The 23,827-nt window shown below is 65.2% G+C and carries 18 protein-coding genes; 6 read left to right on the top strand and 12 right to left on the bottom strand.

Annotated elements, in window-relative coordinates; translation table 11 throughout:
* Positions 1-54: 54 nt before the first annotated feature.
* From DW2_RS16645 to DW2_RS16615, 7 genes are all read right to left on the bottom strand, one after another.
* The gene (locus DW2_RS16645; RefSeq protein WP_038148297.1) at positions 55-996 is read right to left on the bottom strand and encodes a 2-hydroxyacid dehydrogenase; all 942 of its coding nucleotides are present in this window, start codon (positions 994-996) and stop codon (positions 55-57) included.
* Positions 993-2,138 carry a rod shape-determining protein RodA gene (gene rodA, locus DW2_RS16640; RefSeq protein WP_038148296.1) on the bottom strand — a complete coding sequence of 382 codons (1,146 nt, stop codon included), beginning with the start codon at positions 2,136-2,138 and terminating at the stop codon, positions 993-995. Before rodA ends, DW2_RS16645 begins: the two co-directional genes overlap by 4 nt.
* On the bottom strand, positions 2,135-4,084 hold the full coding sequence (gene mrdA, locus DW2_RS16635; protein ID WP_038148295.1) for a penicillin-binding protein 2: 1,950 nt from the start codon (positions 4,082-4,084) through the stop codon (positions 2,135-2,137). The genes rodA and mrdA overlap by 4 nt, the downstream gene beginning before the upstream one ends.
* A gap of 9 nt (positions 4,085-4,093) precedes the next feature.
* Positions 4,094-4,633 carry a hypothetical protein gene (locus DW2_RS16630; RefSeq protein ID WP_038148294.1) on the bottom strand — a complete coding sequence of 180 codons (540 nt, stop codon included), beginning with the start codon at positions 4,631-4,633 and terminating at the stop codon, positions 4,094-4,096.
* Positions 4,630-5,595 carry a rod shape-determining protein MreC gene (gene mreC, locus DW2_RS16625; protein WP_081875043.1) on the bottom strand — a complete coding sequence of 322 codons (966 nt, stop codon included), beginning with the start codon at positions 5,593-5,595 and terminating at the stop codon, positions 4,630-4,632. The genes DW2_RS16630 and mreC overlap by 4 nt, the downstream gene beginning before the upstream one ends.
* A 40-nt stretch (positions 5,596-5,635) precedes the next feature.
* Positions 5,636-6,667 carry a rod shape-determining protein gene (locus DW2_RS16620; RefSeq protein WP_038148293.1) on the bottom strand — a complete coding sequence of 344 codons (1,032 nt, stop codon included), beginning with the start codon at positions 6,665-6,667 and terminating at the stop codon, positions 5,636-5,638.
* A 328-nt stretch (positions 6,668-6,995) separates the two neighbouring features.
* Positions 6,996-8,555, bottom strand: a complete 1,560-nt coding sequence (locus DW2_RS16615; RefSeq protein WP_038148375.1) for a 2-isopropylmalate synthase — start codon at positions 8,553-8,555, stop codon at positions 6,996-6,998.
* A gap of 322 nt (positions 8,556-8,877) precedes the next feature.
* On the opposite strand from DW2_RS16615, the gene DW2_RS16610 reads away from it, so the two are divergent.
* The 3 genes from DW2_RS16610 to DW2_RS16600 are packed head-to-tail and all read left to right on the top strand — an operon-like array spanning position 8,878 to position 11,742.
* Positions 8,878-9,528: an SDR family NAD(P)-dependent oxidoreductase gene (locus DW2_RS16610; RefSeq protein ID WP_038148292.1), complete on the top strand. Its 651-nt coding sequence runs from the start codon at positions 8,878-8,880 to the stop codon at positions 9,526-9,528.
* A complete protein-coding gene (locus DW2_RS16605; protein WP_038148290.1) occupies positions 9,522-10,223 on the top strand; it encodes an SDR family oxidoreductase in 702 nt (233 codons plus the stop codon). Before DW2_RS16610 ends, DW2_RS16605 begins: the two co-directional genes overlap by 7 nt.
* Entirely contained in the window at positions 10,213-11,742 is a 1,530-nt protein-coding gene (locus DW2_RS16600; protein WP_038148289.1) for a cryptochrome/photolyase family protein, read from the top strand. Before DW2_RS16605 ends, DW2_RS16600 begins: the two co-directional genes overlap by 11 nt.
* 3 nt (positions 11,743-11,745) lie before the next feature.
* Here DW2_RS16600 and DW2_RS16595 read toward each other — a convergent pair whose 3' ends face one another.
* Positions 11,746-13,242, bottom strand: a complete 1,497-nt coding sequence (locus DW2_RS16595; protein WP_051856338.1) for an MORN repeat-containing protein — start codon at positions 13,240-13,242, stop codon at positions 11,746-11,748.
* A gap of 253 nt (positions 13,243-13,495) precedes the next feature.
* On the opposite strand from DW2_RS16595, the gene DW2_RS16590 reads away from it, so the two are divergent.
* Positions 13,496-15,154 carry an NAD+ synthase gene (locus DW2_RS16590; protein ID WP_038148288.1) on the top strand — a complete coding sequence of 553 codons (1,659 nt, stop codon included), beginning with the start codon at positions 13,496-13,498 and terminating at the stop codon, positions 15,152-15,154.
* 45 nt (positions 15,155-15,199) lie between these two features.
* On the opposite strand, the gene DW2_RS16585 is transcribed toward DW2_RS16590, so the two are convergent.
* From DW2_RS16585 to DW2_RS16570, 4 genes are all read right to left on the bottom strand, one after another.
* Positions 15,200-16,111: a pirin family protein gene (locus DW2_RS16585; RefSeq protein WP_038148373.1), complete on the bottom strand. Its 912-nt coding sequence runs from the start codon at positions 16,109-16,111 to the stop codon at positions 15,200-15,202.
* Between the two features lie 115 nt (positions 16,112-16,226).
* Entirely contained in the window at positions 16,227-16,862 is a 636-nt protein-coding gene (locus DW2_RS16580; RefSeq protein ID WP_038148287.1) for a hypothetical protein, read from the bottom strand.
* A gap of 13 nt (positions 16,863-16,875) precedes the next feature.
* Positions 16,876-17,484: a TadE/TadG family type IV pilus assembly protein gene (locus DW2_RS16575; RefSeq protein ID WP_156103006.1), complete on the bottom strand. Its 609-nt coding sequence runs from the start codon at positions 17,482-17,484 to the stop codon at positions 16,876-16,878.
* Between the two features lie 30 nt (positions 17,485-17,514).
* Positions 17,515-19,269 carry a TadE/TadG family type IV pilus assembly protein gene (locus DW2_RS16570; RefSeq protein WP_162178903.1) on the bottom strand — a complete coding sequence of 585 codons (1,755 nt, stop codon included), beginning with the start codon at positions 19,267-19,269 and terminating at the stop codon, positions 17,515-17,517.
* A gap of 373 nt (positions 19,270-19,642) precedes the next feature.
* On the opposite strand from DW2_RS16570, the gene dnaG reads away from it, so the two are divergent.
* Both dnaG and rpoD read left to right on the top strand, forming a co-directional pair.
* Complete coding sequence (dnaG, locus tag DW2_RS16565) at positions 19,643-21,604, top strand: DNA primase (RefSeq protein ID WP_038148284.1); 1,962 nt, start codon at positions 19,643-19,645, stop codon at positions 21,602-21,604.
* Positions 21,605-21,786: 182 nt separating this feature from the next.
* Positions 21,787-23,781, top strand: coding sequence for an RNA polymerase sigma factor RpoD (gene rpoD / locus DW2_RS16560; protein ID WP_038148282.1), 1,995 nt, complete (start codon positions 21,787-21,789; stop codon positions 23,779-23,781).
* The last annotated feature ends 46 nt before the right edge of the window (positions 23,782-23,827 follow it).

Genomic DNA, 23,827 nt, shown 5'->3' with positions numbered 1-23,827 from the left:
TCCAAATGCCCGAAATATCCCACGGGGGTCCGGGGGTGTGAAACCCCCGGTCGTTCAATAACCCCGCGACCGGTCGACCAGGTAGAGAAACGGCTCGCCCGCCTCGCCGCGCCGGATATTCTCCGCCACCACCTCGGAGGCGGTCTCGGCCCGGCTTTCGGCGGCGATATGCGGGGTCACCGTGACTTTCGGATGCGCCCAGTAGGGATGTTCGGGCGGCAGGGGCTCCACGCGGAAGACGTCGAGCGTGGCATGGCCCACCCGGCCCGCGTCGAGCGCGGCCAGAAGCGCATCATCGTCGATCAGCGTGCCCCGTCCCGGATTGATGATCCGCGCGCCCTCGGGCAGGAGGGCCAGCGTCTCCGAATTGAGCAGGTTCGTCGTCCCGGGCGTGTCGGGGAGGATCGAGACGAGGATCTCCGCGCGCGCGAGCGCCGCGTGCAGGCCATCCGGGCCGCTCAGACAGTCGATGCCGGAGATGTCCTTCGGGGTCCGGCTCCAGCCGGTCACCTTGAACCCGAGCCCCGCGAGCGCCTCGGCGCAGGTGCGGCCGAGCGCGCCCAGTCCCAGCATCACCACCGAGCGGTCGCGTGCGAGCGGCGGCACGCCCGTGTCATGGCGCCAGACCCCGTCCTGCGCAGCGAGCGTCGCGTCGAGCCCCAGATGGTAGCGCAGCACATGGCCGGTGACATATTCGACCATCCCGCGCTCGAGGCCGAGATCGACCATCCGGCAGAGCGGCTGGGTCAGGGTCTCGTTGCCCACGACACGCTCGACCCCGGCCCAGAGATTGAGCACCGCCTTGGCACGGGTGAAGGGGGTGAAATCCTGCACCGGGCCCTGCGGCGAATAGACGATGTAATCGACGCTCGCGGGATCGGTCTCGCCGGGCTGAACGATTTCGGCCACGATGCCGGTCTGCGCGATGGCGCGGGTGAGCGGCCCCTCGTAGCGCGGCCGGTTCTCGGGCTTGTCGGCGAAAAGGATGCGGATCATCTCTGCCTCGGTCGGTGGATATGGGCGCTCTGGACAAGGCCGAATGCCGCAAGAAGGATCAGCATGGCGGTGCCCCCGTAGCTTACCAGCGGCAAGGGCACCCCCACCACCGGCATCAGCCCCATCACCATCGCCATGTTGATCGCGAAGAAGAAGAAGAACGTCCCCGCCACGCCGAAACTCAGAAGCGAGGCGAAGCGATCCTTGGTCGCCATCGCGGTATAGAGCGCGAAGCCGATGATCCCGGCATAGAGCATCAGCAGCGAGAAGGCCCCCACGAAGCCGAATTCCTCGGCGAGCGTGGTGAAGATGAAATCGGTGTGCTTTTCGGGCAGGAAGTTCAGCCGCGATTGCGTGCCCTGCATGAAACCGCGTCCGGCCCAGCCGCCGGAACCGAGCGCGATCTGCGCCTGCATGATGTTGTAGCCCGCGCCGAGCGGGTCGGAGCCGGGATCGAGGAAGGTGTCGATCCGCTTGTACTGGTAGTCATGCAGGAGCTGGTAGGGCGTGCCGCGCGTCTCCATCACGCCGAAGACGAGGGCCACGACGAGCGCAAGGACCGTCCCGAAATACCACAGAGAGACCCCGGCTGCGAACATCACGAAGGCGCCGCCCATCACCAGCATGACCGCCGTCCCGAGATCGGGCTGGGCGAGCACGAGGAAGGTCGGCGCGAGGATGATGATCGCGGGGATGAAGACCCAGAGCGGGCGCGAGACCTTCTCGACCGGCAGCCAGTCGTAATAGGCGGCCAGCAGCATCACGAGGGTGATCTTCATCAGCTCGGAGGGTTGGATTCGCAGCGGGCCGATCTCGAGCCAGCGCTGCGCGCCCATGCCGATCGCGCCGAAGAACTCCACCGCGACGAGCAGCAGGAAGGCGATGAAATAGGCCATCGCCGAGACGTTGCGCCAGAACCAGACCGGGATGAAGGCGACGAGGAACATCGCGACCATGCCGAGCGCGAAGCGCTTCATCTGCGGCTCGGCCCAGGTATGGATATTTCCGCCCGCGACCGAATACAGCATCAGGAAGCCTGCGCAGGCCACGGCGGTCAGCAGGATCACCAGCGGCCAGTTCAGATAGAAGATCTTGCGCCAGCCCGTGGGGACGGTCTTGAGATTGCTTTCGAGATAGCTCACGCGCGCGACCTCGCCTGCGGTTTCTGTACGGTTTCGGGATCGACCAGATCGAGCGCGTCGTTGAGTTCCTTCGCCTTGTCACGCGCGAAGGAGGGATAGGCATCGTCGGGGGGCAGCCCCCCCGCGAGCGCGAAGAGCAGCACGTCGCGCGCGATCGGCGCGGCGGCGGTGGAGCCGCCCGAGCCATGTTCGACCACGACCGAAACCGCGTAGCGCGGGTTGTCGACAGGGGCGAATGCCACGAAGAGCGCATGGTCGCGCTGGTCCCAGGGCAGCTGGTCGTTGCGGAGCACGCCGCGCGCGCGTTCGGCCTTGGTGATGTTGCGCACCTGGGACGTGCCGGTCTTTCCCGCCATCTTCCATTCGGCCATCGCGATGCGCGAGCCGCGCGCGGTGCCGCGGTTCGAATTCACCACGGCGGTCATGCCCCGGCGCACATTGTCGAGATGCGCCTTCGTCACGCCGAGATCGTCGCTCACGCGGATCGGCTCCTCGACCCCGTCGCGCGACCGGATCAGCCGCGGTTCGACCTTCTTGCCGCTGGCGATCCGCGCGGCCATGATCGCCAGATGCATCGGCGAGGCGAGCACGTAGCCCTGGCCGATCGCCGCGTTCGCGGTGTCGCCGATCAGCCAGTCCTTGCCGTAGCGCTCCTGCTTCCATTCCTTGGTCGGTGCGACACCCTCCTTGACCGCGGACATCGGCAGGTCGGGCTTCACGCCCACGCCGAGGCGTTCCGCCATCGCGCTCATCTTCTCGATGCCGATGCGCTGCGAGAGCTCGTAGTAATAGACGTCGCAGCTCTGCTCGAGGCTCTTGGTCATGTTGACATGGCCGTGGCCTGCGCTTTTCCAGCAGTGGAAGCGGCGGCCCGCGATCTCGACATAGCCGGGGCACCAGATCGTTTCCTCGGGGGTGACCAGGCCGGCCTCGAGGGCGGCCAGGGCGGTGACCATCTTGTAGGTCGAGCCTGGCGGGTAGAGACCCTGCACCGTCTTGTCGGCAAGCGGGCGATGGTCGTTCTGGGTGAGCATCCGATAATCGGTGACCGAGATCCCGCGCACGAAAAGGTTCGGGTCGAAGGCGGGGGCGGAGGCGCAGGCGAGAACATCGCCGTTGGTGACGTCGATCACCACGGTCGCGGCCGATTCCGCCTCGAGGCGCTTGAGCGCGTAATTCTGGAGCCGGTAGTCGACCGTCAGCTGAAGGTTCTCGCCGGGTTTGCCGGGTTCGCGCGACAGCTCGCGCATCTCGCGCCCGGCCGAGTTCACCTCGACCCGGCGCTGGCCCGCCGCGCCGCGCAGCCCGTCCTCCTCTTTCGCCTCGATCCCCGACTTTCCGAGCTGGAAGCGCGGGATCAGCAGGACCGGATCGGGGTCTTCCATCTTGCTCAGATCGTAATCCGAGACCGGTCCCACATAGCCGATCACATGGGCGAAATCCTCCCGGCGCGGATAGACCCGCGAGAGGCCGACATCGGGATTGACGCCGGGCAGGGCAGGGGTGTTGACCGCCACGCGCGAGAATTCGTCCCAGGTGAGGCGGTCGGCCACCGTCACCGGGGTCGTCGGCGGGCGGCGGCGGATATCGTGCAGGATCTGCTCCGCATCGGCATCGGTGATCGGCACGAGGCGGCGCAGCTCGGCCAGCGTCGCATCGACGTCATCGGTGTCCTCGCGGGTGATGGTGACGCGGTAGTTCTGTTCGTTGCCCGCAAGCAGCACGCCGTTGCGGTCGTAGATCAGCCCGCGCGCGGGCGGGATGAGCCGGATCTTCACCGAGTTGCCCTCGGCCAGCATACGGTATTGCGCCGCGTCCTCGAGCTGCATCTTGCGCATCCGCGCGGCGAGAACCGCGACCACCGCGGCCTGCGCGCCCCCGAGCATGAGGCCACGGCGGGTGATGCGGCGCGTGCTTTGCTGTGTCTCTTTCGGGGATCGTCTCATCGTTCCCCCTCACATTCTGTGGCCGAAGGCGTCGACCTCGCCCGGGGCGGCGCGCCGCAGGCCGAAGGCCACGCGGGACACCACCACCACGATCGGGTAGGCGACGAGCGTCATCAGCATCTGGAACAGTTCGAGCCCGAGGGCGGGTTGCTCGACCATCGTCATCAGCAGGATCATCCGCTTGAGCGTCACCATAGCGATGAGAAGGCCCGTGACCAAGGCCCATTCCAGGGCGAAGGGCAGGTCGCGCAGGCTCTGCTCGCGGGTGCGCAGGAATTCGGTCGCCCCCAGCACGATCAGCGTCCAGAGCCCGATCGGGCGCCAGAACATCACGTCCTCGAGCAGGAAGACGAGAACGACCAGGGCCGCGGGCACATATTCCGGCCGGCGCAGCAGCCAGGCAAGGGTGAGCGCCAATGTCAGATCGGGGCCGGGAAGTCCCCCGGGCGTGTGGTTCACCGGCATCAGCCGGATGAAGATCAGCACGATGCCGATCGCGGCGAAGAGCGCGCGATGCGAGAGCCTGCGACGGGTGAGCGGATCGATCATTGGCCCGACCCCGACGTGCCGTCCCCCGAGCCGTCATCGGTTTCGATCGCGCCCATCGCGGCTTCCGCGCGGGCTTTCTCGGCCGCTTCCTTCTCGATCTGCGAGGGGTTCGGGGCGATCAGCCCGCCGCCGTTGCTGATCTGCTCGGCCGGATGCGAGCGCAGCACGCGCAGGAAGTCGAGGCGCTCGTAATCGGCCGAGAGGCGCACCCGCAGACGTTTGTCGGTGCCCTGGAAGACCTGCCCGACAAGCAGGCCGGCGGGGAAGACGCCGCCATCGCCCGACGAGATCACCCGGTCGCCCGGGCGCACGCGGTCGGGATGTTCGAGGAAGTCGATCACCGGGTAGGGGGAGTTGTCGCCCGCGAGGATCGCATTCTGGCCCGAGGCGGGGATCGAGACGGGGATCCGGCTCGAGGCGTCGGTCAGCAGAAGCACGCGTGAGGTCGATTTGCCCACGCCCGAGATCCGTCCGACCAGACCGAGCCCGTCCATCGTCGCCCAGCCATCGACGATCCCGTCGCGGCTGCCGACATTGAGAAGCACGGATTTGCGGAAGGGCGAGCCGCTATCGGCCAGCACGCGGCCCGAAACGCTGGTCAGTTTCGGATCGAGCCGCACCTTGTTCTGCGCGAGCAGTTTGGCATTCTGCTGCTCGAGCTGAACGGCGGCTTCCTTCCAGGCCTTCATCTGCTGAAGTTCGCGCCGCAGCTCCTGGTTCTGTTCGTAGATGCGCGTGTAAGACTGGAAGCTCTCGATCATGTCGGTGAGCTTCGTGACCGGGGCCATCATCCAGTCGAAGCTGGGCACCACGCGATCTACGAGCGCGGAGCGCAGCCGCTCCATGCGCGGGTTGTCGATGCGCCAGAACAAGAAGGACAGGAGCAGCAGCAGGGCCAGAACCGCCACACCAAGCCGGCGCAGCGGTCCGATATAGTCCTGATCGTCGCGATTTCTGGCCAAATCCGTCTCCGGTCAGCTCGCTGGCCGGGGGCCGCCCGACTCAGCTGTCGTAGTCAATGACGTGGCGAAGCTGCTTTTCGTATTCAAGCGCCTTGCCGGTACCGAGCGCAACACAGTTGAGCGACTGGTCGGCAATGGAGATCGACAGGCCCGTCTGCTCGCGCAGCGCGAGGTCGAGCTCGCCCAGAAGCGCGCCGCCGCCGGTCAGCATCACGCCGCGATCCACGATGTCCGCGGCCAGATCCGGGGGGGTGGTCTCGAGCGCCTGCATCACCGCGTCGCAGATCGACTGCACCGGCTCGGAGAGCGCCTCGGCGACTTGGGCCTGGGTGATCTCGGTTTCCTTTGGCACGCCGTTCAGAAGGTCGCGGCCGCGCACATGCAGGCTCATGCCCCGGCCGTCATCGGGCATCCGCGCGGTGCCGATCGTGGTCTTGATCCGCTCGGCGGTGGATTCGCCCACCAGAAGGTTCTGGTTGCGGCGCAGGTAGGAGATGATCGCCTCGTCCATCCGGTCGCCGCCGACACGCACCGAACGCGCATAGACGATGTCGCCGAGCGAGAGCACGGCCACTTCGGTCGTGCCGCCGCCGATATCGACCACCATCGAGCCCGTGGGGTCGGTGATCGGCATGCCCGCGCCGATGGCTGCGGCGATCGGTTCGGCGATCAGGCCCGCGCGACGTGCGCCGGCCGATAGGACCGACTGACGGATCGCGCGCTTTTCCACCGGGGTCGCGCCATGGGGGACGCAGACGATGATCTTCGGCTTGGTGAAGGTCGAGCGTTTGTGCACCTTGCGGATGAAATGCTTGATCATCTCCTCGGCGCTGTCGAAATCGGCGATGACGCCGTCGCGCATCGGGCGGATCGCCTCGATCGAGCCGGGGGTGCGGCCGAGCATCAGCTTGGCGTCCTCGCCAACCGCGAGCACCTGCTTCTTGCCGTCCTTCACGTGATAGGCGACCACCGAGGGTTCGTTAAGAACGATCCCCTTGCCCTTCATGTAGACCAGCGTGTTCGCCGTCCCGAGGTCGATCGCCATGTCCGAAGAGAAGATCCCGCCTACCATTTTTTCGCCGTCCCATCCGCAAAATAACGTTTTGAAACCCCGACTCGCCCCAGCCGTTGTTGGCGTTTCGTATAGTCAAACGGGGCCAGTCGGGGAAGCGGATTTGCGCCAATGCAAGGTGAGTGGGGCAGCAATCCGCGCATGGGCGGCGAAGGAATATACCTTTTTCAACATTTGTCGTGTTCTGGGCCCATCTGCTCAGCCTGAAGTTGAACTTTTGCGATCCGTCACGAAATCGTGCTGTCCGCGAGGCTTCGGGTCGGCCGCGGAGACGAAAAAGGGCAGCCTTGGCGGCTGCCCTTCGAAACGGCGGATCGGTTCTCCGCGATCAGAGCTTGTAGCTGACCGATTTCACGTCGGCATCGGGAGCGGTCTTCTGGCTGCGCACCCGAAGGCGGTTGAGCGCGCCGACATAGGCCTTCACGCTGGCGAGGATCGTGTCGGTATCGGAGGCCGCGCCGGTCACGATCCGACCCTCCTCCTCGAGACGCACCGAAACGGTGGCCTGCGCATCGGTCCCTTCGGTCACCGCATGGACCTGATAGAGCTTCAGCTTGGCCTGGGTCGGGTAGATCTCCTTGACGCATTTGAAGACCGCATCGACCGGGCCGTCGCCCTCGGACTTGCAGCTCTTTTCCTCGCCATCGACCAGCATCTTCAGCTCGGCTTCCTGACCGTCCGAGCCGCAGACCACGCGCAGCCATTTCACCTGCAGATAATCATCCGCGGTATTGGCGGCGCTGTCGGTCATCAGCGCGATCAGGTCGTCGTCGTAGATCTCCTTCTTGCGGTCGGCCAGCGCCTTGAACCGCACGAAGACGTCGTTGAGCTGGTTGTCGGCCAGTTCGTAGCCCAGATCCTTCAGCTTCGAGCGCAGCGCGGCGCGGCCCGAATGCTTGCCCATCGCGATATTGGTCTCGGTGATGCCGATATCGGCGGGCTTCATGATCTCGAAGGTCTCGACATTCTTCAGGACGCCGTCCTGGTGGATGCCGGATTCATGCAAGAAGGCGTTCTTGCCGACGATCGCCTTGTTGAACTGGACCGGGAAACCCGAGACCTGAGAGACGCGGCGCGACAGGTGCATGATCTTCGTGGTGTCGATACCGGTGACGAAGGGCATCAGGTCCTTGCGCACCTTGATCGCCATCACGACCTCTTCGAGCGCGGTATTGCCCGCGCGCTCGCCCAGGCCGTTGATCGTGCATTCGATCTGGCGCGCGCCGCCCTGAACGGCGGCCAGCGCGTTCGCCGTCGCCATGCCCAGATCATTATGGCAATGGGTGGCGAAGATCACCTCGTCGGCGCCGGGCACGCGCTCGATCAGTTCGCGGATGATCTGCGCGCTTTCCTCGGGCAGGGTGTAGCCCACCGTGTCGGGGATGTTGATCGTCGTGGCGCCCGCCTTGATCGCGATCTCGACCACGCGGGCCAGATAGTCGCGCTCGGTGCGGATCGCGTCCATCGGCGACCATTGCACGTTGTCGCACAGGTTACGCGCATGGGTCACGGTGTCGTGGATGCGCTCGGCCATCTCGTCCATCGTGAGCTTGGTGATCTCGCGATGGAGCGGCGAGGTGCCGATGAAGGTGTGGATGCGCGGCTGCGCGGCGTTGCGCACGGCTTCCCAGCAGCGGTCGATATCCTTGTAATTCGCCCGTGCGAGGCCGCAGATCATCGAATTCTTCGAGCGCTTGGCAATGTCGCTGACCGCCTCGAAATCGCCCTCGGAGGCGATCGGGAACCCGGCCTCGATGATATCGACGCCCATTTCGTCGAGCAGCTCGGCGATCTCGAGCTTTTCGTCATGGGTCATCGTCGCACCGGGCGATTGCTCGCCGTCGCGCAGGGTCGTGTCGAAAATCAGAACGCGGGAATTGTCGGCCATGGTCGGGGCCATCTCTAGTCTCTCTCTTCGCAGGTCTTAGCGTCACTTGGGCCCGAAGACCAGCATCGCGCTTGGGCTTCGGGAGTTGTCCGGGCGCTGGTTACCCCTGAGCGTTCGCGCCCGAAGGCACGCTCAGAGGCTGCTAAGAAGAAGGAGACCACGGGTGGTCGCGCGGAGCAGAATGGCTCCGGTCGGCGGTGTCGCGATGTGCATTTCCCGTGTCATGCAGCGCACTATAGGTCAGCCTGTCGAAATGAAAAGCAAAAAAGGAACCGCGCGGGACAGCCTCGCGTAGGAGGAGCAGGGCACAGAGGAGGCACGGGTGGCATCTCGGGCAATCGTGATCGGGGACACGGGCGGGATCGGGGCGGCGCTCCGGACGGAGCTGGAGGCGCGCGGGGTCTCGGTGACGGGGCTGTCGCGTTCGCGCGACGGCTTCGACGTGACCGACGAAGCGTCGATCGAGGCGGGGCTCGCGCCGATCGAGGAGCCGGTCGATCTGGTCTTCGTGGCCTCGGGGCAGCTCGGCACACCCGAAAAGGCGCTCTCTCATCTCGCTCCGGAAGAGATGGCCGCGCAATTCGCGGTGAACGCAATGGGCCCGGCTCTGGTGCTCAAGCATGTCCGCAGGCTGCTGCCGCGGGATCGTCCCGCGCGGTTCGCGGCGCTTTCGGCGCGGGTGGGCTCGATCGGGGACAACCGTCTGGGCGGATGGTACAGCTACCGCGCCAGCAAGGCGGCGCTGAACCAGTTCCTGCACGGCGCGGCGATCGAACTGGCGCGCAGCCATCCGCAGCTTGTGATCGCGGCGCTCCATCCGGGCACGGTGGACACCCCCTTCACCGCCGATTACCCGCGTGAGAAGCTGAGCCCCGCCGAGGCGGCATGCCGCCTTCTCGATGTGCTCGAAGGGCTGGACCCGCAGCACTCGGGTGGCTTTTTCGATTACGGAGGCAAGGAGATCCCATGGTAAAGCGCACAGCCATCGTCACCGGAGCCGCGCGCGGCATCGGCCGCGCCGTGACCGAGATGCTGCTGGACAAGGGCTGGCAGGTCGCGGCGCTCGATCTGGATATCGGCCCACTGGACCCCCGTGAAGGATTGCGCGCGATCCGCTGCGATCTCGCGCGCGAAGACGTGATCCGCGCGGCTGTCGCCGAGGCGGGGTTCGATCGGGTCGATCTGCTGGTCAACAATGGCGGGCCGGCGGACCCCCATTGCGGCCCGCTGGAGGAGTTGAGCCTGGAGCGCTGGAATGACTGGGTCGCCCCGCATCTGACGGGCAGCTTCCTGATGACCCGCGAATGTCTGCCGGGCCTGCGGGCGGCCAGGGGCGCCGTGGTCAACATCGCCTCGACCCGCGCGCTGCAATCCGAACCCGATACCTATGCCTATGCGGCCGCGAAGGGCGGGGTGGTGGCACTGACCCATGCGATGGCGGTCGGGCTCGGGCCGGACGTGCGCGTCAACGCGATCGCCCCGGGCTGGATCAACTCTGCGGGCGCGGAGCTGAGCGCGGCCGATCATGCCCAGCATCCCGCGGGGCGGGTGGGTGAGCCTGCCGATATCGCCGAAGCCGTGCTCTACCTTGCGGGTGCGGGCTTCGTGACGGGCCAGGTTCTTGTCGTCGATGGCGGCATGACACGGAAGATGATCTATGCCGACTAGGCTGATCGCGGTTCTCGGCGATCAGCTCAGCCATGACGGTGCGGCTTTGCGCGCAGGCGACAAGGCGCGCGATGTCGTGGTGCTGGCCGAAGTGCGCGAGGAGGCGAGCTACGCGCCCCATCACAAGCAGAAGCTGGCGCTCACCTTCGCCGCGATGCGCCGCTTTGCCGATGAGCTGTCGCGCGAGGGTTGGCAGGTCCGCTACACCAAGCTGACCGATCCGGAGAATGCGGGATCTCTGGTCGGCGAGTTCGCGCGCCGCGCCGGGGAGGAGGGGGCCGATGAGGTTCTGACGATCGCGCCCGGCGAATGGCGGTTGCGCGAAGCGTTCGAGGCCGCGCCGCTGAAGATCCGCCAGCTGCCCGACGACCGGTTCTTCTGTTCCGAGACGCGCTTTGCCGACTGGGCCAAGGGCCGCAAGGAGCTGCGCATGGAGTGGTTCTACCGCGAAATGCGCCGCGAGACGGGGCTCTTGATGGAGGGCGACAAGCCCGCAGGCGGGGAGTGGAATTACGACAAGGAGAACCGCAAGCCCGCCCAGGCCGATCTCTTCCGCGAAGCCGCGCCCACGTTTCGCAAGGATGCGCTGGTGCAGGAGGTGATCGAGATGGTCGAGGCGGAGTTTCCGGACAGTTTCGGTGGGCTCGATCAGTTCAACTGGCCCGTCAGCCGGGCGCAGGCCTTGCGCGCGCTCGCGCATTTCATCGCCCATAACCTCGTCGAGTTCGGCCCCTATCAGGACGCGATGCTGGATGGCGACCCGCTACTTTATCACTCGCTCCTGTCCTCGTCGCTCAATCTCGGATTGCTGTCTGCGCGCGAGGTCTGCGAGGCCGCCGAGGCAGCTTGCCGTGCGGGCAAGGTGCCGATCCAGTCGGCCGAGGGGTTCATCCGGCAGATCCTCGGCTGGCGCGAATATGTACGCGGGGTATATTTCCTCGAGGGTCCCGATTACACTTCCCGCAACGCGCTCGCGCACCACCGCGATCTTCCCTGGTTCTACTGGTCGGGGGAAACCGACATGGCCTGCCTGCGCGCAACGGTCGAGCAGACCCGCGATCTGGCCTATGCCCATCACATCCAGCGATTGATGGTGACGGGCAATTTCGCGCTGCTCGCAGGCGTCGACCCCGCGCAGGTGCAGGAGTGGTATCTCGGGGTTTATATCGACGCCTATGAATGGGTCGAGGCCCCCAACACCGCAGGCATGAGCCAGTTCGCCGATGGGGGCGTCGTGGCCTCGAAACCCTACATCTCCTCGGGTGTCTATATCGACAAGATGTCGGACTACTGCGCGGGTTGCGCCTATGACGTGAAGGCGAAGGACGGCGACAGGGCCTGTCCGTTCAACAGCCTCTACTGGCATTTCCTCGACCGTCACCGCGACCGGTTCGAGGGGAATATGCGGATGAGGATGATCTACCGGAACTGGGACCGGCAGGCGCCCGAGACCCGCAAGGCGAAGCTCGAGACAGCCGAGGCGATCTTGCGAAAGCTCGACGCGGGCGCGCGCGTCTGAGCCTCAGTTGTCCTGCGGTTGCGGGGCGGTTTCCGACGGCGGGGCGGCATCCTGCCCGCCCGCGCTCGTTCCTGCCTCCGGGGTGGCGGGCGCTGGCGCCGCGTCGCCGCCGCTCTTGAGTTCGTCATTCGCCCATTGGCCCTCGGCGACCTTGCCCGACGCATAGGTCATCGTGCCCCGGCCCTCGCGCTTGCCGTTCGAGAAATAGCCCTCGTAGGTATCGCCATTGGCATAGGTCGCCTTGCCCTGGCCGTCGATCGCGCCGTTGCGCCACTCGCCCTCATAGACGAACCCGTCGGGCATCGTGAGCTTGCCCATCCCGTCGCGCTGGCCGTTCTTGAAGGTGCCGTCATAGACCGTGCCGTCGGCATATTGCGCAACGCCCTGTCCCTGACGCTGGCCGCCGACCCATTCGCCCTCATAGGTGTAGCCGTCGGGATAGGTCATCTTGCCGTGACCCTCGTTGCGCGCATTCTTGAACTCGCCCTCGTAGACCAGACCGTTCGCGTAATTGGCAACGCCCTTGCCCTCGATCACGCCTGCGACCCAGCCCCCCTCGTAGCTCGACCCGTCGGGATAGGTGATCTTGCCCTGCCCGTCGGGAAGGTCGTTCTTGAAGCTGCCCTGATAGACCGAGCCGTCGGGATAGGTCACCTTGCCCGTGCCCTGGATCCGGCCCGCTTTCCACTCGCCCTCGTAGATATAGCCATCCGTGCCGTGGAAGGTGCCGGTGCCGTCGCGCTTGTCGTCGTGGAACTCGCCCTCGTAGGTGTCGCCATTGGCATAGGTGACCTTGCCCTTGCCCTCGCGCTTGCCGTCGGCCATCTGGCCCTCATAGACATCGCCATTGGCCTGGGTGAGTTTTCCGGTCCCGCTCATCTGGCCGTTCTGCCAGGCGCCCTCGTAGACGAGGCCGTCGGCCATCGTGAGCGTCCCGGTGCCGTCGCGCTGGCCGTTCTTCATCTGCCCGAGATAGACCGAGCCGTCGGGATAGGTGATCTTGCCCTGACCCTGCTTGACGCCCTCGACCCAGTCGCCCTCGTAGCGATAGCCGTTGGCGCTCACCAGCGTGCCGGTGCCGTTATGCATCGCGTTGAGAAACTGGCCGGTATAGGTCGAGCCGTTTGCATAGTTGGCAACGCCGGTCCCGGTGATCTGGCCGTTCACCCAGTCGCCCTCGTAGGTCGAGCCGTCCGCGAAGGTTATCTTGCCCTTGCCGTCGGGCTTGCCGCGGGCGAAATGGCCGACATAGACCGAGCCGTTGGGGAATTGCGCGCGGCCCTCGCCGCGGATTTCCCCCATCACCCATTCGCCCTCGTATTCGTAGCCCGAGGGGAGCTTGTAGGTGCCGTGGCCGTCCTGCTTGCCGTCGGTGAAGGTGCCCGTGTAGAGGCCGCCATCCTCGTATTGCTTGGTGATGACGTCCTTGGCGAGCGCGGGCTGCACGCCGAGCCCGGCGAGAAACGCCAATACGATCAACCGGAGCTGCGCCTCTGCCATGCCTGTCCTCGATGCTTCTGCCCAGCCTGGGGCGCGGGATTCGTCCCGCCCATGTTCCCGAAAAGATTAGGCAACGGGGCAGGGGGTGACAAGCGCCGCGCTCCGCTGTGCCGCGAACGCCTCCGGACAGTGGCGCGAAGGGCGCGCATCGGCGCGGGCGGGATCGCCTCGGAATGGCGGCTTTTCCCTGCACGGCCTTCCCTGCCGGGCACATTCTGCTAAATGGGGGACAAACCGTTAGCCGAGGACCCGCATGGCCGATCGTTTCCGCCTTACCATGGCCCAGCTCAACCCCACAGTGGGCGCGCTCGAGGCCAATGCCGACAAAGCTTTCGCCGCCTGGGAAGAGGGCAAGCGGGCGGGTGCGGACATGGTCGTGCTGCCCGAGATGTTCATCACCGGCTACCAGACCCAGGACCTGATCGCGAAACCCGCCTTCGTGCGGGACTCGGTCGAGGCGATGGAGCTGCTGGGCAGGCGCATCACCGATGGCCCCGCGCTGGGGATCGGCGGCCCCTGGTGGAGCGAGGAAGGCCAGTACAACGCCTATTGGGTCTGGAAGGACGGCAAGCTCGTCGCGCGGATGCTCAAGCACGAGCTGCCCCATCACGGCATCTTCGACGAATACCGGATCTACGATGTCGGCCCGATCTCGGGGCCCTATGCGATCAACGGGGTGCGGATCGGCACGCCGATCTGCGAGGATGCGTGGCACCCGGACGTCGCCGAGACGCTGGCCGAGACCGGGGCCGAGATCCTGATCGTGCCCAACGGCTCGCCCTATTACCGCAACAAGCTCGAGACGCGGATGAACCACATGGTCGCGCGGGTGGTCGAGACCGGGCTGCCGCTGGCCTATCTCAATTCGGTCGGCGGTCAGGACGATCAGGTCTTCGACGGGGCGAGCTTCGTTCTCAACCGTCACGGCCAGCTTGCCGCGCAATTCGCTCCCTTCGACGAGATCATCGACCATGTCGATTTCGTCCGCGACGCGGAGGGGTGGCATGCCGAGGCCGGTCGCGATGATCCGCAGCCCTCGGAATGGGAGCAGGATTACCGCGCGATGGTCGTTGGGCTCGGGGATTACCTGCGCAAATCCGGTTTCTCGAAGGTCGTGCTCGGACTGTCGGGCGGGATCGACTCGGCGCTGGTCGCCACGATCGCGGCCGATGCGTTGGGGCCGGAGGCGGTGCATTGCGTGATGCTGCCCTCGGAATATACCTCGCAGGGCTCTCTCGACGATGCGGCCGAACTGGCGAAGCGTCAGGGGCTGCGCCTCGATACGGTGCGCATCGACGGGGCGCGCGACGCGGTCACCGAGGCGCTCGCGCATCTGATGGCGGGGACCGAGCCGGACGTGACGGAGGAAAACATCCAGTCGCGCCTGCGCGGCATGATGCTGATGGCGCTGTCGAACAAGTTCGGCGAGATGCTCCTGACCACCGGCAACAAATCCGAGATGGCGGTCGGCTATGCCACGATCTACGGCGACATGGCGGGCGGCTACAATCCGATCAAGGATCTTTACAAGACCCGCGTCTTCGAGACCTGCCGTTGGCGCAATGCCAATCACCGCGACTGGATGAAGGGCCCGGAGGGCGAGGTGATCCCCGTCGCGATCATCGACAAGCCGCCCTCGGCCGAGTTGCGGCCCGATCAGAAGGACGAGGACAGCCTGCCGCCCTATCCGGTGCTCGATGCGATCCTCGAGGGGCTGGTGGAGCATGATGCCTCGGTCTCCGATCTCGAGGCCGCGGGCTATGACCACGCGACCATCAAGAAGGTCGAGCACCTGCTCTATATCTCGGAATGGAAGCGCTTCCAGTCGGCGCCCGGCACGCGGCTCTCGCGCAAGGCCTTCTGGCTCGACCGGCGCTATCCGATCGTCAACCGCTGGCGCGATCACGGCTGAGCCGGGGGCGGGGGCCGCAGCCCCCAGCCCGTTGTCTTTTCGCGATCAGTGCGCGGGCTTGATGAAGGTGCCGTTGCGCAGTTCCGCCATGGCGGTCTGGAGTTCCTCGCGCGTGTTCATCACGATCGGCCCGTGCCAGGCGACGGGCTCCTGGATCGGCGCGCCCGAGATCAGCAGGAAACGCACGCCCTTCTCGCCTGCCTGAACGACGATCTCGTCGCCGGTGCCGAAGCGCACGAGCGTCCGGTCGCCCGAAAGGTCGCGGATGTTCACCTCCTGGCCCATCACTTCCTTTTCCAGAAGCACGCCGGAGGGGCTCGAGGCATCCGCGAACGCCGCCGCGCCGTCGAAGACATAGGCGAAGGTGTTGCGATAGGTGTCGACCTTGAAGCGCTTCTTCACGCCGGGCGGGACCGAGATGTCGAGATATTGCGGATCGGCCGCGATCCCGTCCACCGGGCCGCGCTTGCCCCAGAATTCGCCGGTGACGACGCGCACGCGGGTGCCGTCATCGTCGATCACCTCGGGAATGTCCGACCCCTGAATGTCCTGGTAGCGCGGCGCGGTCATCTTCTGGTGCGAGGGCAGGTTCGCCCAGAGCTGGAACCCGTGCATCCGGCCGGCCGCATCTCCTTTTGGCATCTCCTGATGCAGGATGCCCGAGCCCGCCGTCATCCATTGCACCGAGCCGGCGCCCAGTTCTCCACGATTGCCGAGGCTGTCGCCATGTTCGACCGTGCCGGCCAGAACATAGGTGATCGTCTCGATCCCGCGATGAGGATGCCAGGGAAAGCCGGCGAGGTAATCCTCGGGCCGGTCGTTGCGGAAATCGTCGAAGAGCAGGAACGGATCGGCCTCTGACGGGTCCTGAAACCCGAAGGCACGATGAAGATGCACGCCCGCGCCTTCCATGAAGGGTTGGGACTTGCGGGTTTCGAGAACGGGACGGATCGACATGGCACCACCTTTCGGGATTGCGGCTTCGTCCATCAGATAGCCGCGCGCCGCCAAAGCGCAATCGCTCAGCGGGGCACAGGACCTCTGAGCGGGCGCACAACGCAAGCTGGCGAGGTTACTTGTTGGGATCCCAGACGAGCAGCGTCACGCGCGGGCGGGTGACCACGAAGCTCGAGAAACGCAGAGCGCTCGTCAGGCCCATCTGGCCCAATTCGTCATTCTGGTGTTTGACCCAACGCTCGCCGATGCCGAAGAGCGGGCGGAACTGCAAGGAGGTCTCGACGATCGTCGCGGTATCGCCTGCCGCCAGAACCGGAATGCGCGGCGCCTCTCTGTCGAGCGCGGTCTGGGTATAGATGTCGGCCGTCCCCGTCGCGTAGGAGGCCACCAGCTTGACCAGCCGGTTCGGATCGCCGTCATTGCACGGAACGCCGGGGTTGTTGGGATCGTCCCAGCACTTGACGAGCGTGACCCGCATCCACGCCTGGTTCGCATCCTGTGCCCCGGCCACGAAATCGAAGACGCGCTTCATGCCCTCGACGTATTTCGGCCCGACGGGGTTGCGTTCGCGCGACAGGAGATCGGCAACGACATAGCTGGCGCGGGTCGCGGCGGCGCGAATGCGGAAGGCGTCGTAGATTTCGAAGGCGACGAGAAACCAGCCCATGATCAGCAGGAAGCCCATCAGCCCCTCGATCGGGATCGAGCCTGTCTCGTCGTCGCGAAACCGTCTGAACCTGAAGCGTCTCATGCGTGTCTCCGTCTCAGCTGCCCGGAGACGCGGCGGCCGCGCCCGAATTGGGTTCGATGACGAAGGCGGTAGTCGAGACGAGGGCGAATTCCCCGGGCGTGTTGAGCGGCGATGCGCTCAGCATCGCTTGCGCGAAGAAGTCGTCGATCATCATCGGCTTGACCCGCAGACAGACCCGCATCAGCACGAGCTGGTTCGGAGCGCCGCCCTCGAGCGTTGCCGCGGGAGGCGGATTGTCGGTGTCGGAGAAATCGACGCAGCGCAGCGGGTGGTTGTCGATCGATGAGCTCCAGTTGGTCTTGTCGACGGAGAAGGTTTCGACCGAAACGCGCTGGAGACAGTCCTTGCCGAAGAACCCCGCATGCCGGCAGATCGAGTTGCGCAGAACCTCTTCGTCGACCTTGGGCTGAAGGCTGAGACGGACGATCCGCCCCGTCGCCTCCGTCGCGCGATCGAGCAGGACCTGCTTGGTGAAGACGACCGCCATGTCGATGGCCGAGAACAGCACGAACAGGTAGAACACGATCCAGAACAGCGCCGGGATCGTGACCGCACCGTCCTCGTCGCGAAGGAAGCGATGGCGTCGCGTGCTCTCGCGCTCTGGGACGGTTGTGCCTGTCATCGGATGATCCATGCGGTCCGGACTCCGATCCTAGTTCGTCAGCCGCAAGGTGCTGATCTGGGTTGCGATCGAGGAGAAGGCGTCATTGAGATCGTCGGCCCCCACCGTGTATTCGTAGCTCGGCCCCGAGCTACAATTCGAGAGCGCGTTGATCCCCTTCTGCTCGGCGGAGACGGCGACGGTGAAGATCAGCACGCCGCGGTCGCGCGCGGCCGTGCAGACCTGCGCGAGGTTCGCGTCCTTCTGGGCGTAGACCGACGCGATCGCCATCTCGTCATAGATGCTCGAGATGGTGGTGCTGGAATCGAGCGCCTGGCGCGGCGGCAGCAGGAAGGTCTTGATCACGTATTGCAGCGTCCAGCCCTTGCCCCAGATCGTCTCCCAATCGATGGAGATCGGGGCCTTCTTCTCGAAAGTCGTATTGGTCGTGCAATCCTGATACCAGCCCCAGTAGGATTGCTTCCAGGTGCAGGACTGGGTCGTGGTCGTCTTGCCGACTTCGTCGAGGCTGTGCCAGTTATGGTCGAAGAAGCTGTAATAGGGCTTGAGATTGTCCGCGGCGCGTTGTTCCGAATACCAGTAGAGATTGCTCATGTCCTGATCCGAGAAATCGGTTGCGGAGACGGTCGAGTAGAAGCCCGATGCCCCGGTGCGATAGGCCATCTTCATCGAGAAGGTGCGCGTGTTCTCGCCGTCGGTCATCAGGATCATCACCTTCATCGAGCTGTCGGCGACACTGCTTTGCCCGTCAGGATAGGCGAGGGGGCGATTGGCGACGGCGGCATCGATCACGCCCAGATCCGCCAGTTTCTGGGCCACCGGCTGCGCCGAGGGATCGAGAAGCGCGAGGCCCCATTTCGCGCCGATATCGATCGCGGTGTCGCCACCCGCGTTCAGGCTCTGGACCTTGTTGAGAAGGTCGGACTCGTTGTCCTCGAAGGCCATCATCGGGGAGTAGCTGCGCTCGTAGCAGTTCTCGCCGGATGCGCTCATCGTCCTGGAGATCGAGCGGTTCTGGCCGAGAAAATCGTAGCTCGACCCGTACATCGTCCGCTGCAGGGGGTCGCTCGGCGGGATCGCGAGGTTGTCGAAACCCAGCAGCTGGATATCCGCGCAGGTATTCTGGGTGTGATCGGTGCTCAGGTTGTAAATGCCGGCCAGCGTGTTGCCCATCGAGACCTGCTGATTGTAGGGCACGATCGACATCGACAGGCGTCCCGCCGGCGCGCCGGGCGGTTGCACGTTGTCGAACATCTTCCTGACGAAATTGTCCGCCGCGCCGCGCAGGGAGGCGATCTTGCTGTTGCCCGAGCTCGAATTCGCGTCGCGCTGGCCCATCGAGCCGGAGACGTCGAGCACGAGCGAGATCTCGACATTGCCGATCGATTCCTCGGCACGGGCTTTCGCGTTGGTTCTGAGCGAGGCGGCGCCCAGAAGGTTGCCGAAGATGGTGGGCATGTCGTCATGCGCCTCGACCGTCACCCGGCGGTATTCGACGTTCTTGCCCTCCTCGACGACCGGGGTGATGCCCAGATAGCCGAGCCCGGCCTTGTCGAGGTAGTCCTTCACGACGGCTTTGGGATCGAGGGTCTGATCGAGGCTCGCGGCGGCGAGGGCGGCACGATCGAGCGTGTTCTGGATCACGGTCCGACGTTCTTCCTGGCGGACGAAATCGATGGCTAGCCCGCTCACGACAAGCAGGATGAGGAAGATCTGAAGGCCGAATATGAAGACGGCGCCCGTCTCATCTTGCACGAACCAGCGAAAGCGCCCCGGCGTTCTCATGCCCGGTTCGCATTCATTACGTTTCGCACTGACAATCCGCATCCCACTTCTCCGGACTGGTTCGCGCCGATGTCATCACCGGCGCCCTTACGAGGAGACCCCTCCAGTCGGAGAGGTTGGCCAATGCCTGAGGCCAAAATATGGCAGAAGGCCTCTGTATTCCTTCACATTGTGGGATTCTGCGGCGTCAGTCGGTGCTGCAGGCGCATTTGGTGTCGTCGCGGGCAACAATTATTTAGCTTTTGATAAGAGAGCGCTGCGTGATTCGGCGAGGTCCCGGTCGTGCCGAGAGCCCGACCCGCGGTTATCTCGGGGCATGTTTCGCCCGCTCTCCCCCCTCGACTCTCGCCCCTCTCCGGCCAATATAGAGAGCATGAGCCTGCCGCCCGGATTCCTCGACGAATTGCGCAATCGCACCTCGATCGCTCAGGTCGTGGGGCGCAAGGTCATCTGGGATATGCGCAAGTCCAACCAGGCCAAGGGCGACATGTGGGCGCCGTGCCCGTTCCACCAGGAAAAGTCGGCCTCGTTCCATGTCGACGACCGCAAGGGCTACTACTATTGCTTCGGCTGCCACGCGAAGGGCGACGCGCTGAGTTTCGTGCGCGAGACCGAGAATGTGGGCTTCATGGAGGCGGTCGAGATCCTCGCACGCGAGGCGGGCCTGCAGATGCCGGCGCGCGATCCGCAGGCGCAGGAGAAGGCGGACCGCCGGACCGAGCTTGCCCGCGTGATGGAGGAGGCGGTGAAATATTTCCGCCTGCATCTCAACACCCAGGCCGGCTCCCCGGCGCGGGAGTACCTGGCCGGGCGCAAGCTGGACAAGGCGGCGATTGACCGCTTCGAGATCGGTTTCGCGCCGCCCGGATGGCAGGGGCTGCGCGAAGCGCTCAAGGCCAAGGGAATTCCGGACGATCTGATCCTCGGCGCGGGGCTCGCAAGGGAAAGCCAGAAGGGCAAGGAGCCCTTCGACGTCTTTCGCAATCGCATCATCTTCCCGATCCGCGATGCGCGCGGGCGCTGCATCGCCTTCGGCGGTCGCGCGATGGACCCCGGCGATCCCGCGAAATACCTCAATTCGCCCGAGACCGAGCTTTTCGACAAGGGACGCTCGCTCTACAACCACGGCCCCGCGCGCGAGGCCTGCGGGAAGGGCGCGCCGCTTGTCGTCTGCGAAGGTTACATGGACGTCATCGCGATGGTGGAGGCGGGCTTCGGCGGCGCGGTCGCCCCCCTCGGGACCGCGATCACCGAGGATCAGCTGCGGCTGATGTGGCGCATCCATGACGAGCCGGTGATCGCGCTCGACGGCGACACGGCGGGGCTGCGCGCGGCGTTGCGGGTGATCGATCTCGCCATGCCGCTGCTCGAGGCGGGCAAGGGGGTGCGCTTCGCGGTCATGCCGCCGGGGCTCGACCCCGATGACGTGATCAAGAAACAGGGCCGCGAGGCGATGGCGAAGCTGCTCGCCGAGGCCAAGCCGATGGTCGCGTTGCTCTGGCAGCGCGAGACGGAAGGCAAGGTCTTCGACAGTCCGGAACGGCGCGCCGCGCTCGACAAGCGGTTGCGCGCCGCGATCAAGCAGATCGCGGACCCCTCCATCAGCGCGCATTACGCCGAAGAGATCAAACGCCTGCGTTGGGAGCTGTTCGGCGCCGGGCCGCGCGGTGGCTCGCGCCCGCCGCAGGGGCAGGGGCAGGGGCGGTTTGCGCGCAATGCGCCCGGGCGGGGACGGTTCCCGATGGCGCTGCCCGCGCTCCCCGAGACCCGCGCCTCGCTGCTGGCGACCGCCCCCGACGATGTGGGTGAGCATTTGCGCGAGGCGATGATCCTGGGGATCTGCGCCACCCATCCCGCTCTGATCGCGGAATTCGAGGCCGAGCTCGAGGCGGTGCCGCTGCGCGACGAGGGGCATGACCGGCTGCGCCACCTGATGCTGCGACTCGCCCCGGAACCGGCCCCCGCGATCGAAAAAATCTTGCGCGAAGAGGCGGCGGCAGACCTTGAAAAGCTTTTGGCTCTGCCCCATTTGCGCTCTGCCCCCCCGGTTCGCAATGCTGACAACACGGATCTGGCGCGGATGTGCCTGACCGAGGAGCTTGCCAAGCTCGATGCGGCGCGGGCGGTTCGTGAAGAGGTCGCTGACGCGATGGAGGATCTGGAGGGACTGGCAGACGAGGGCGTGACATGGCGGCTTGCACAAGCCACCTCTTTGCGTCATCGCGCCGAGAGATCGAAGCTGGAGGACAACTCCGATATGGGCGAAGACCGCGCGGCCCTGTCCGCGACGCTTCAGGCCATGATCGACGGGGAAATCTGGCGCAAAAAGAGTTGAGAAGGATGGCGTCGGAGCATCCGGATGCAGGAAAGCGAATCGTTGTGGACACAGATGTGATCAACTTTATGTCCGCCCGCCTCGCGCCCCTGTGATTCGCCGCCACGATTCGTTAGACAGACTAGATATGATTCGCTTTCGTCATAGCTTGAGCCGATCCAAGCCCTGACCGAGGAGCCCAAATGGCCGCCAAAGACATCGACGACAACAAGTCCGACACCCCGAGTGACGACGCCAATTCTTTCGACATGAGTCAAGCCGCGGTGAAGCGGATGATTGCCGAGGCGAAAGAGCGCGGCTTCATCACCTATGACCAGCTCAACAAGGTGATGCCGCCCGAGCAGGTCTCGGGGGATCAGATCGAGGATGTCATGTCGATGCTCTCCGAAATGGGCATCAACGTGATCGAGGCCGAGGAGGCCGACGAGGACGATGGCGCGCAGAGCTCCGGCGGTGAGGTCACCACGACCTCGTCCGGCTCGCGCGAGGTCGCCGTCGCCACCAGCCAGAGCGAGACGCTCGACCGCACCGACGATCCGGTGCGGATGTACCTGCGCGAGATGGGCTCGGTCGAACTGCTCTCGCGCGAGGGCGAGATCGCGATCGCCAAGCGTATCGAGGCCGGGCGCAACACGATGATCGCCGGGCTGTGCGAAAGCCCGCTGACCTTCCAGGCGATCACCATCTGGCGCGACGAGCTTCTCAACGAGGAGATCCTGCTGCGCGACGTGATCGACCTCGAGACCACCTTCGGCAATTCGCTCGAAGGCGAGGAAGAGGAAGAGATCGCCGAGCCGGTGCTCGACGGCGCCGCGCCGTCGGAGGAAAAGAAATCCTCCGAGCCAGAGCTCGACGCCGACGGCAACCCGATCCAGACCGACGACGAGGACGACGAGGAGGGGGCGAACCTCTCTCTTGCCGCGATGGAGGCCGCGCTCAAGCCGCGCGTGCTGGAGACGCTCGAACTGATCGCGCGCGACTATGCGAACCTGGCCGAGATGCAGGATCTGCGGATGTCGGCGACGCTCAACGAGGATGGCTCCTTCTCGGTCGCCGATGAGGCCGCCTATCAGAAACTTCGTTCCGAGATCGTCGAGCTGGTGAATTCGCTTCACCTGCACAACAACCGCATCGAGGCGCTGATCGACCAGCTCTACGGTATCAACCGCAAGATCATGTCGATCGACTCGAATATGGTGAAGCTCGCCGATCAGGCGCGCATCAACCGCCGCGAGTTCATCGAGGAATATCGCGGCTATGAACTCGATCCGACCTGGATGGAGCGGATGGCCGCGAAATCGGGCCGGGCCTGGCAGATGCTCTTCGAGCGCTCCTCGGACAAGGTCGAGGATTTGCGCGCCGACATGGCGCAGGTCGGCCAGTATGTCGGGGTCGATATCTCGGAATTCCGCCGCATCGTGAACCAGGTGCAGAAGGGCGAGAAGGAAGCGCGTCAGGCGAAGAAGGAAATGGTCGAGGCGAACCTGCGTCTCGTGATCTCCATCGCCAAGAAATACACCAACCGCGGCCTGCAATTCCTCGACCTGATCCAGGAAGGCAATATCGGCCTGATGAAGGCGGTCGACAAATTCGAATACCGCCGCGGTTACAAGTTCTCGACCTATGCGACCTGGTGGATCCGTCAGGCCATCACCCGCTCGATCGCGGACCAGGCGCGCACGATCCGCATCCCGGTCCACATGATCGAGACGATCAACAAGCTGGTGCGCACCGGCCGTCAGATGCTCCACGAGATCGGCCGCGAGCCGACGCCGGAGGAACTGGCCGAGAAGCTGCAGATGCCGCTCGAGAAGGTCCGCAAGGTGATGAAGATCGCCAAGGAGCCGATCTCGCTGGAGACGCCGATCGGCGACGAGGAAGACAGCCAGCTCGGCGATTTCATCGAGGACAAGAACGCGGTCCTGCCGCTCGACAGCGCGATTCAGGAAAACCTGAAGGAAACCACGACGCGGGTTCTGGCCTCGCTCACCCCGCGCGAGGAACGCGTGCTGCGCATGCGCTTCGGCATCGGGATGAATACCGACCACACGCTCGAAGAGGTGGGGCAGCAGTTCTCGGTCACCCGCGAACGGATCCGCCAGATCGAGGCGAAGGCGCTGCGCAAGCTCAAGCATCCGAGCCGGAGCCGGAAGCTCAGGAGCTTCCTCGACCAGTAATGAAAGGCGCCCCCGGAAGGGGGCGTTTTGCTTTTTGGGGCTGGGG

Source organism: Thioclava atlantica, from assembly GCF_000737065.1.
In the GTDB taxonomy this organism is placed as follows: Bacteria; Pseudomonadota; Alphaproteobacteria; order Rhodobacterales; family Rhodobacteraceae; genus Thioclava; species Thioclava atlantica.
Note: the sequence above shows the minus strand (reverse complement) of the source record. Positions and strands in the feature narration are given on the sequence as shown.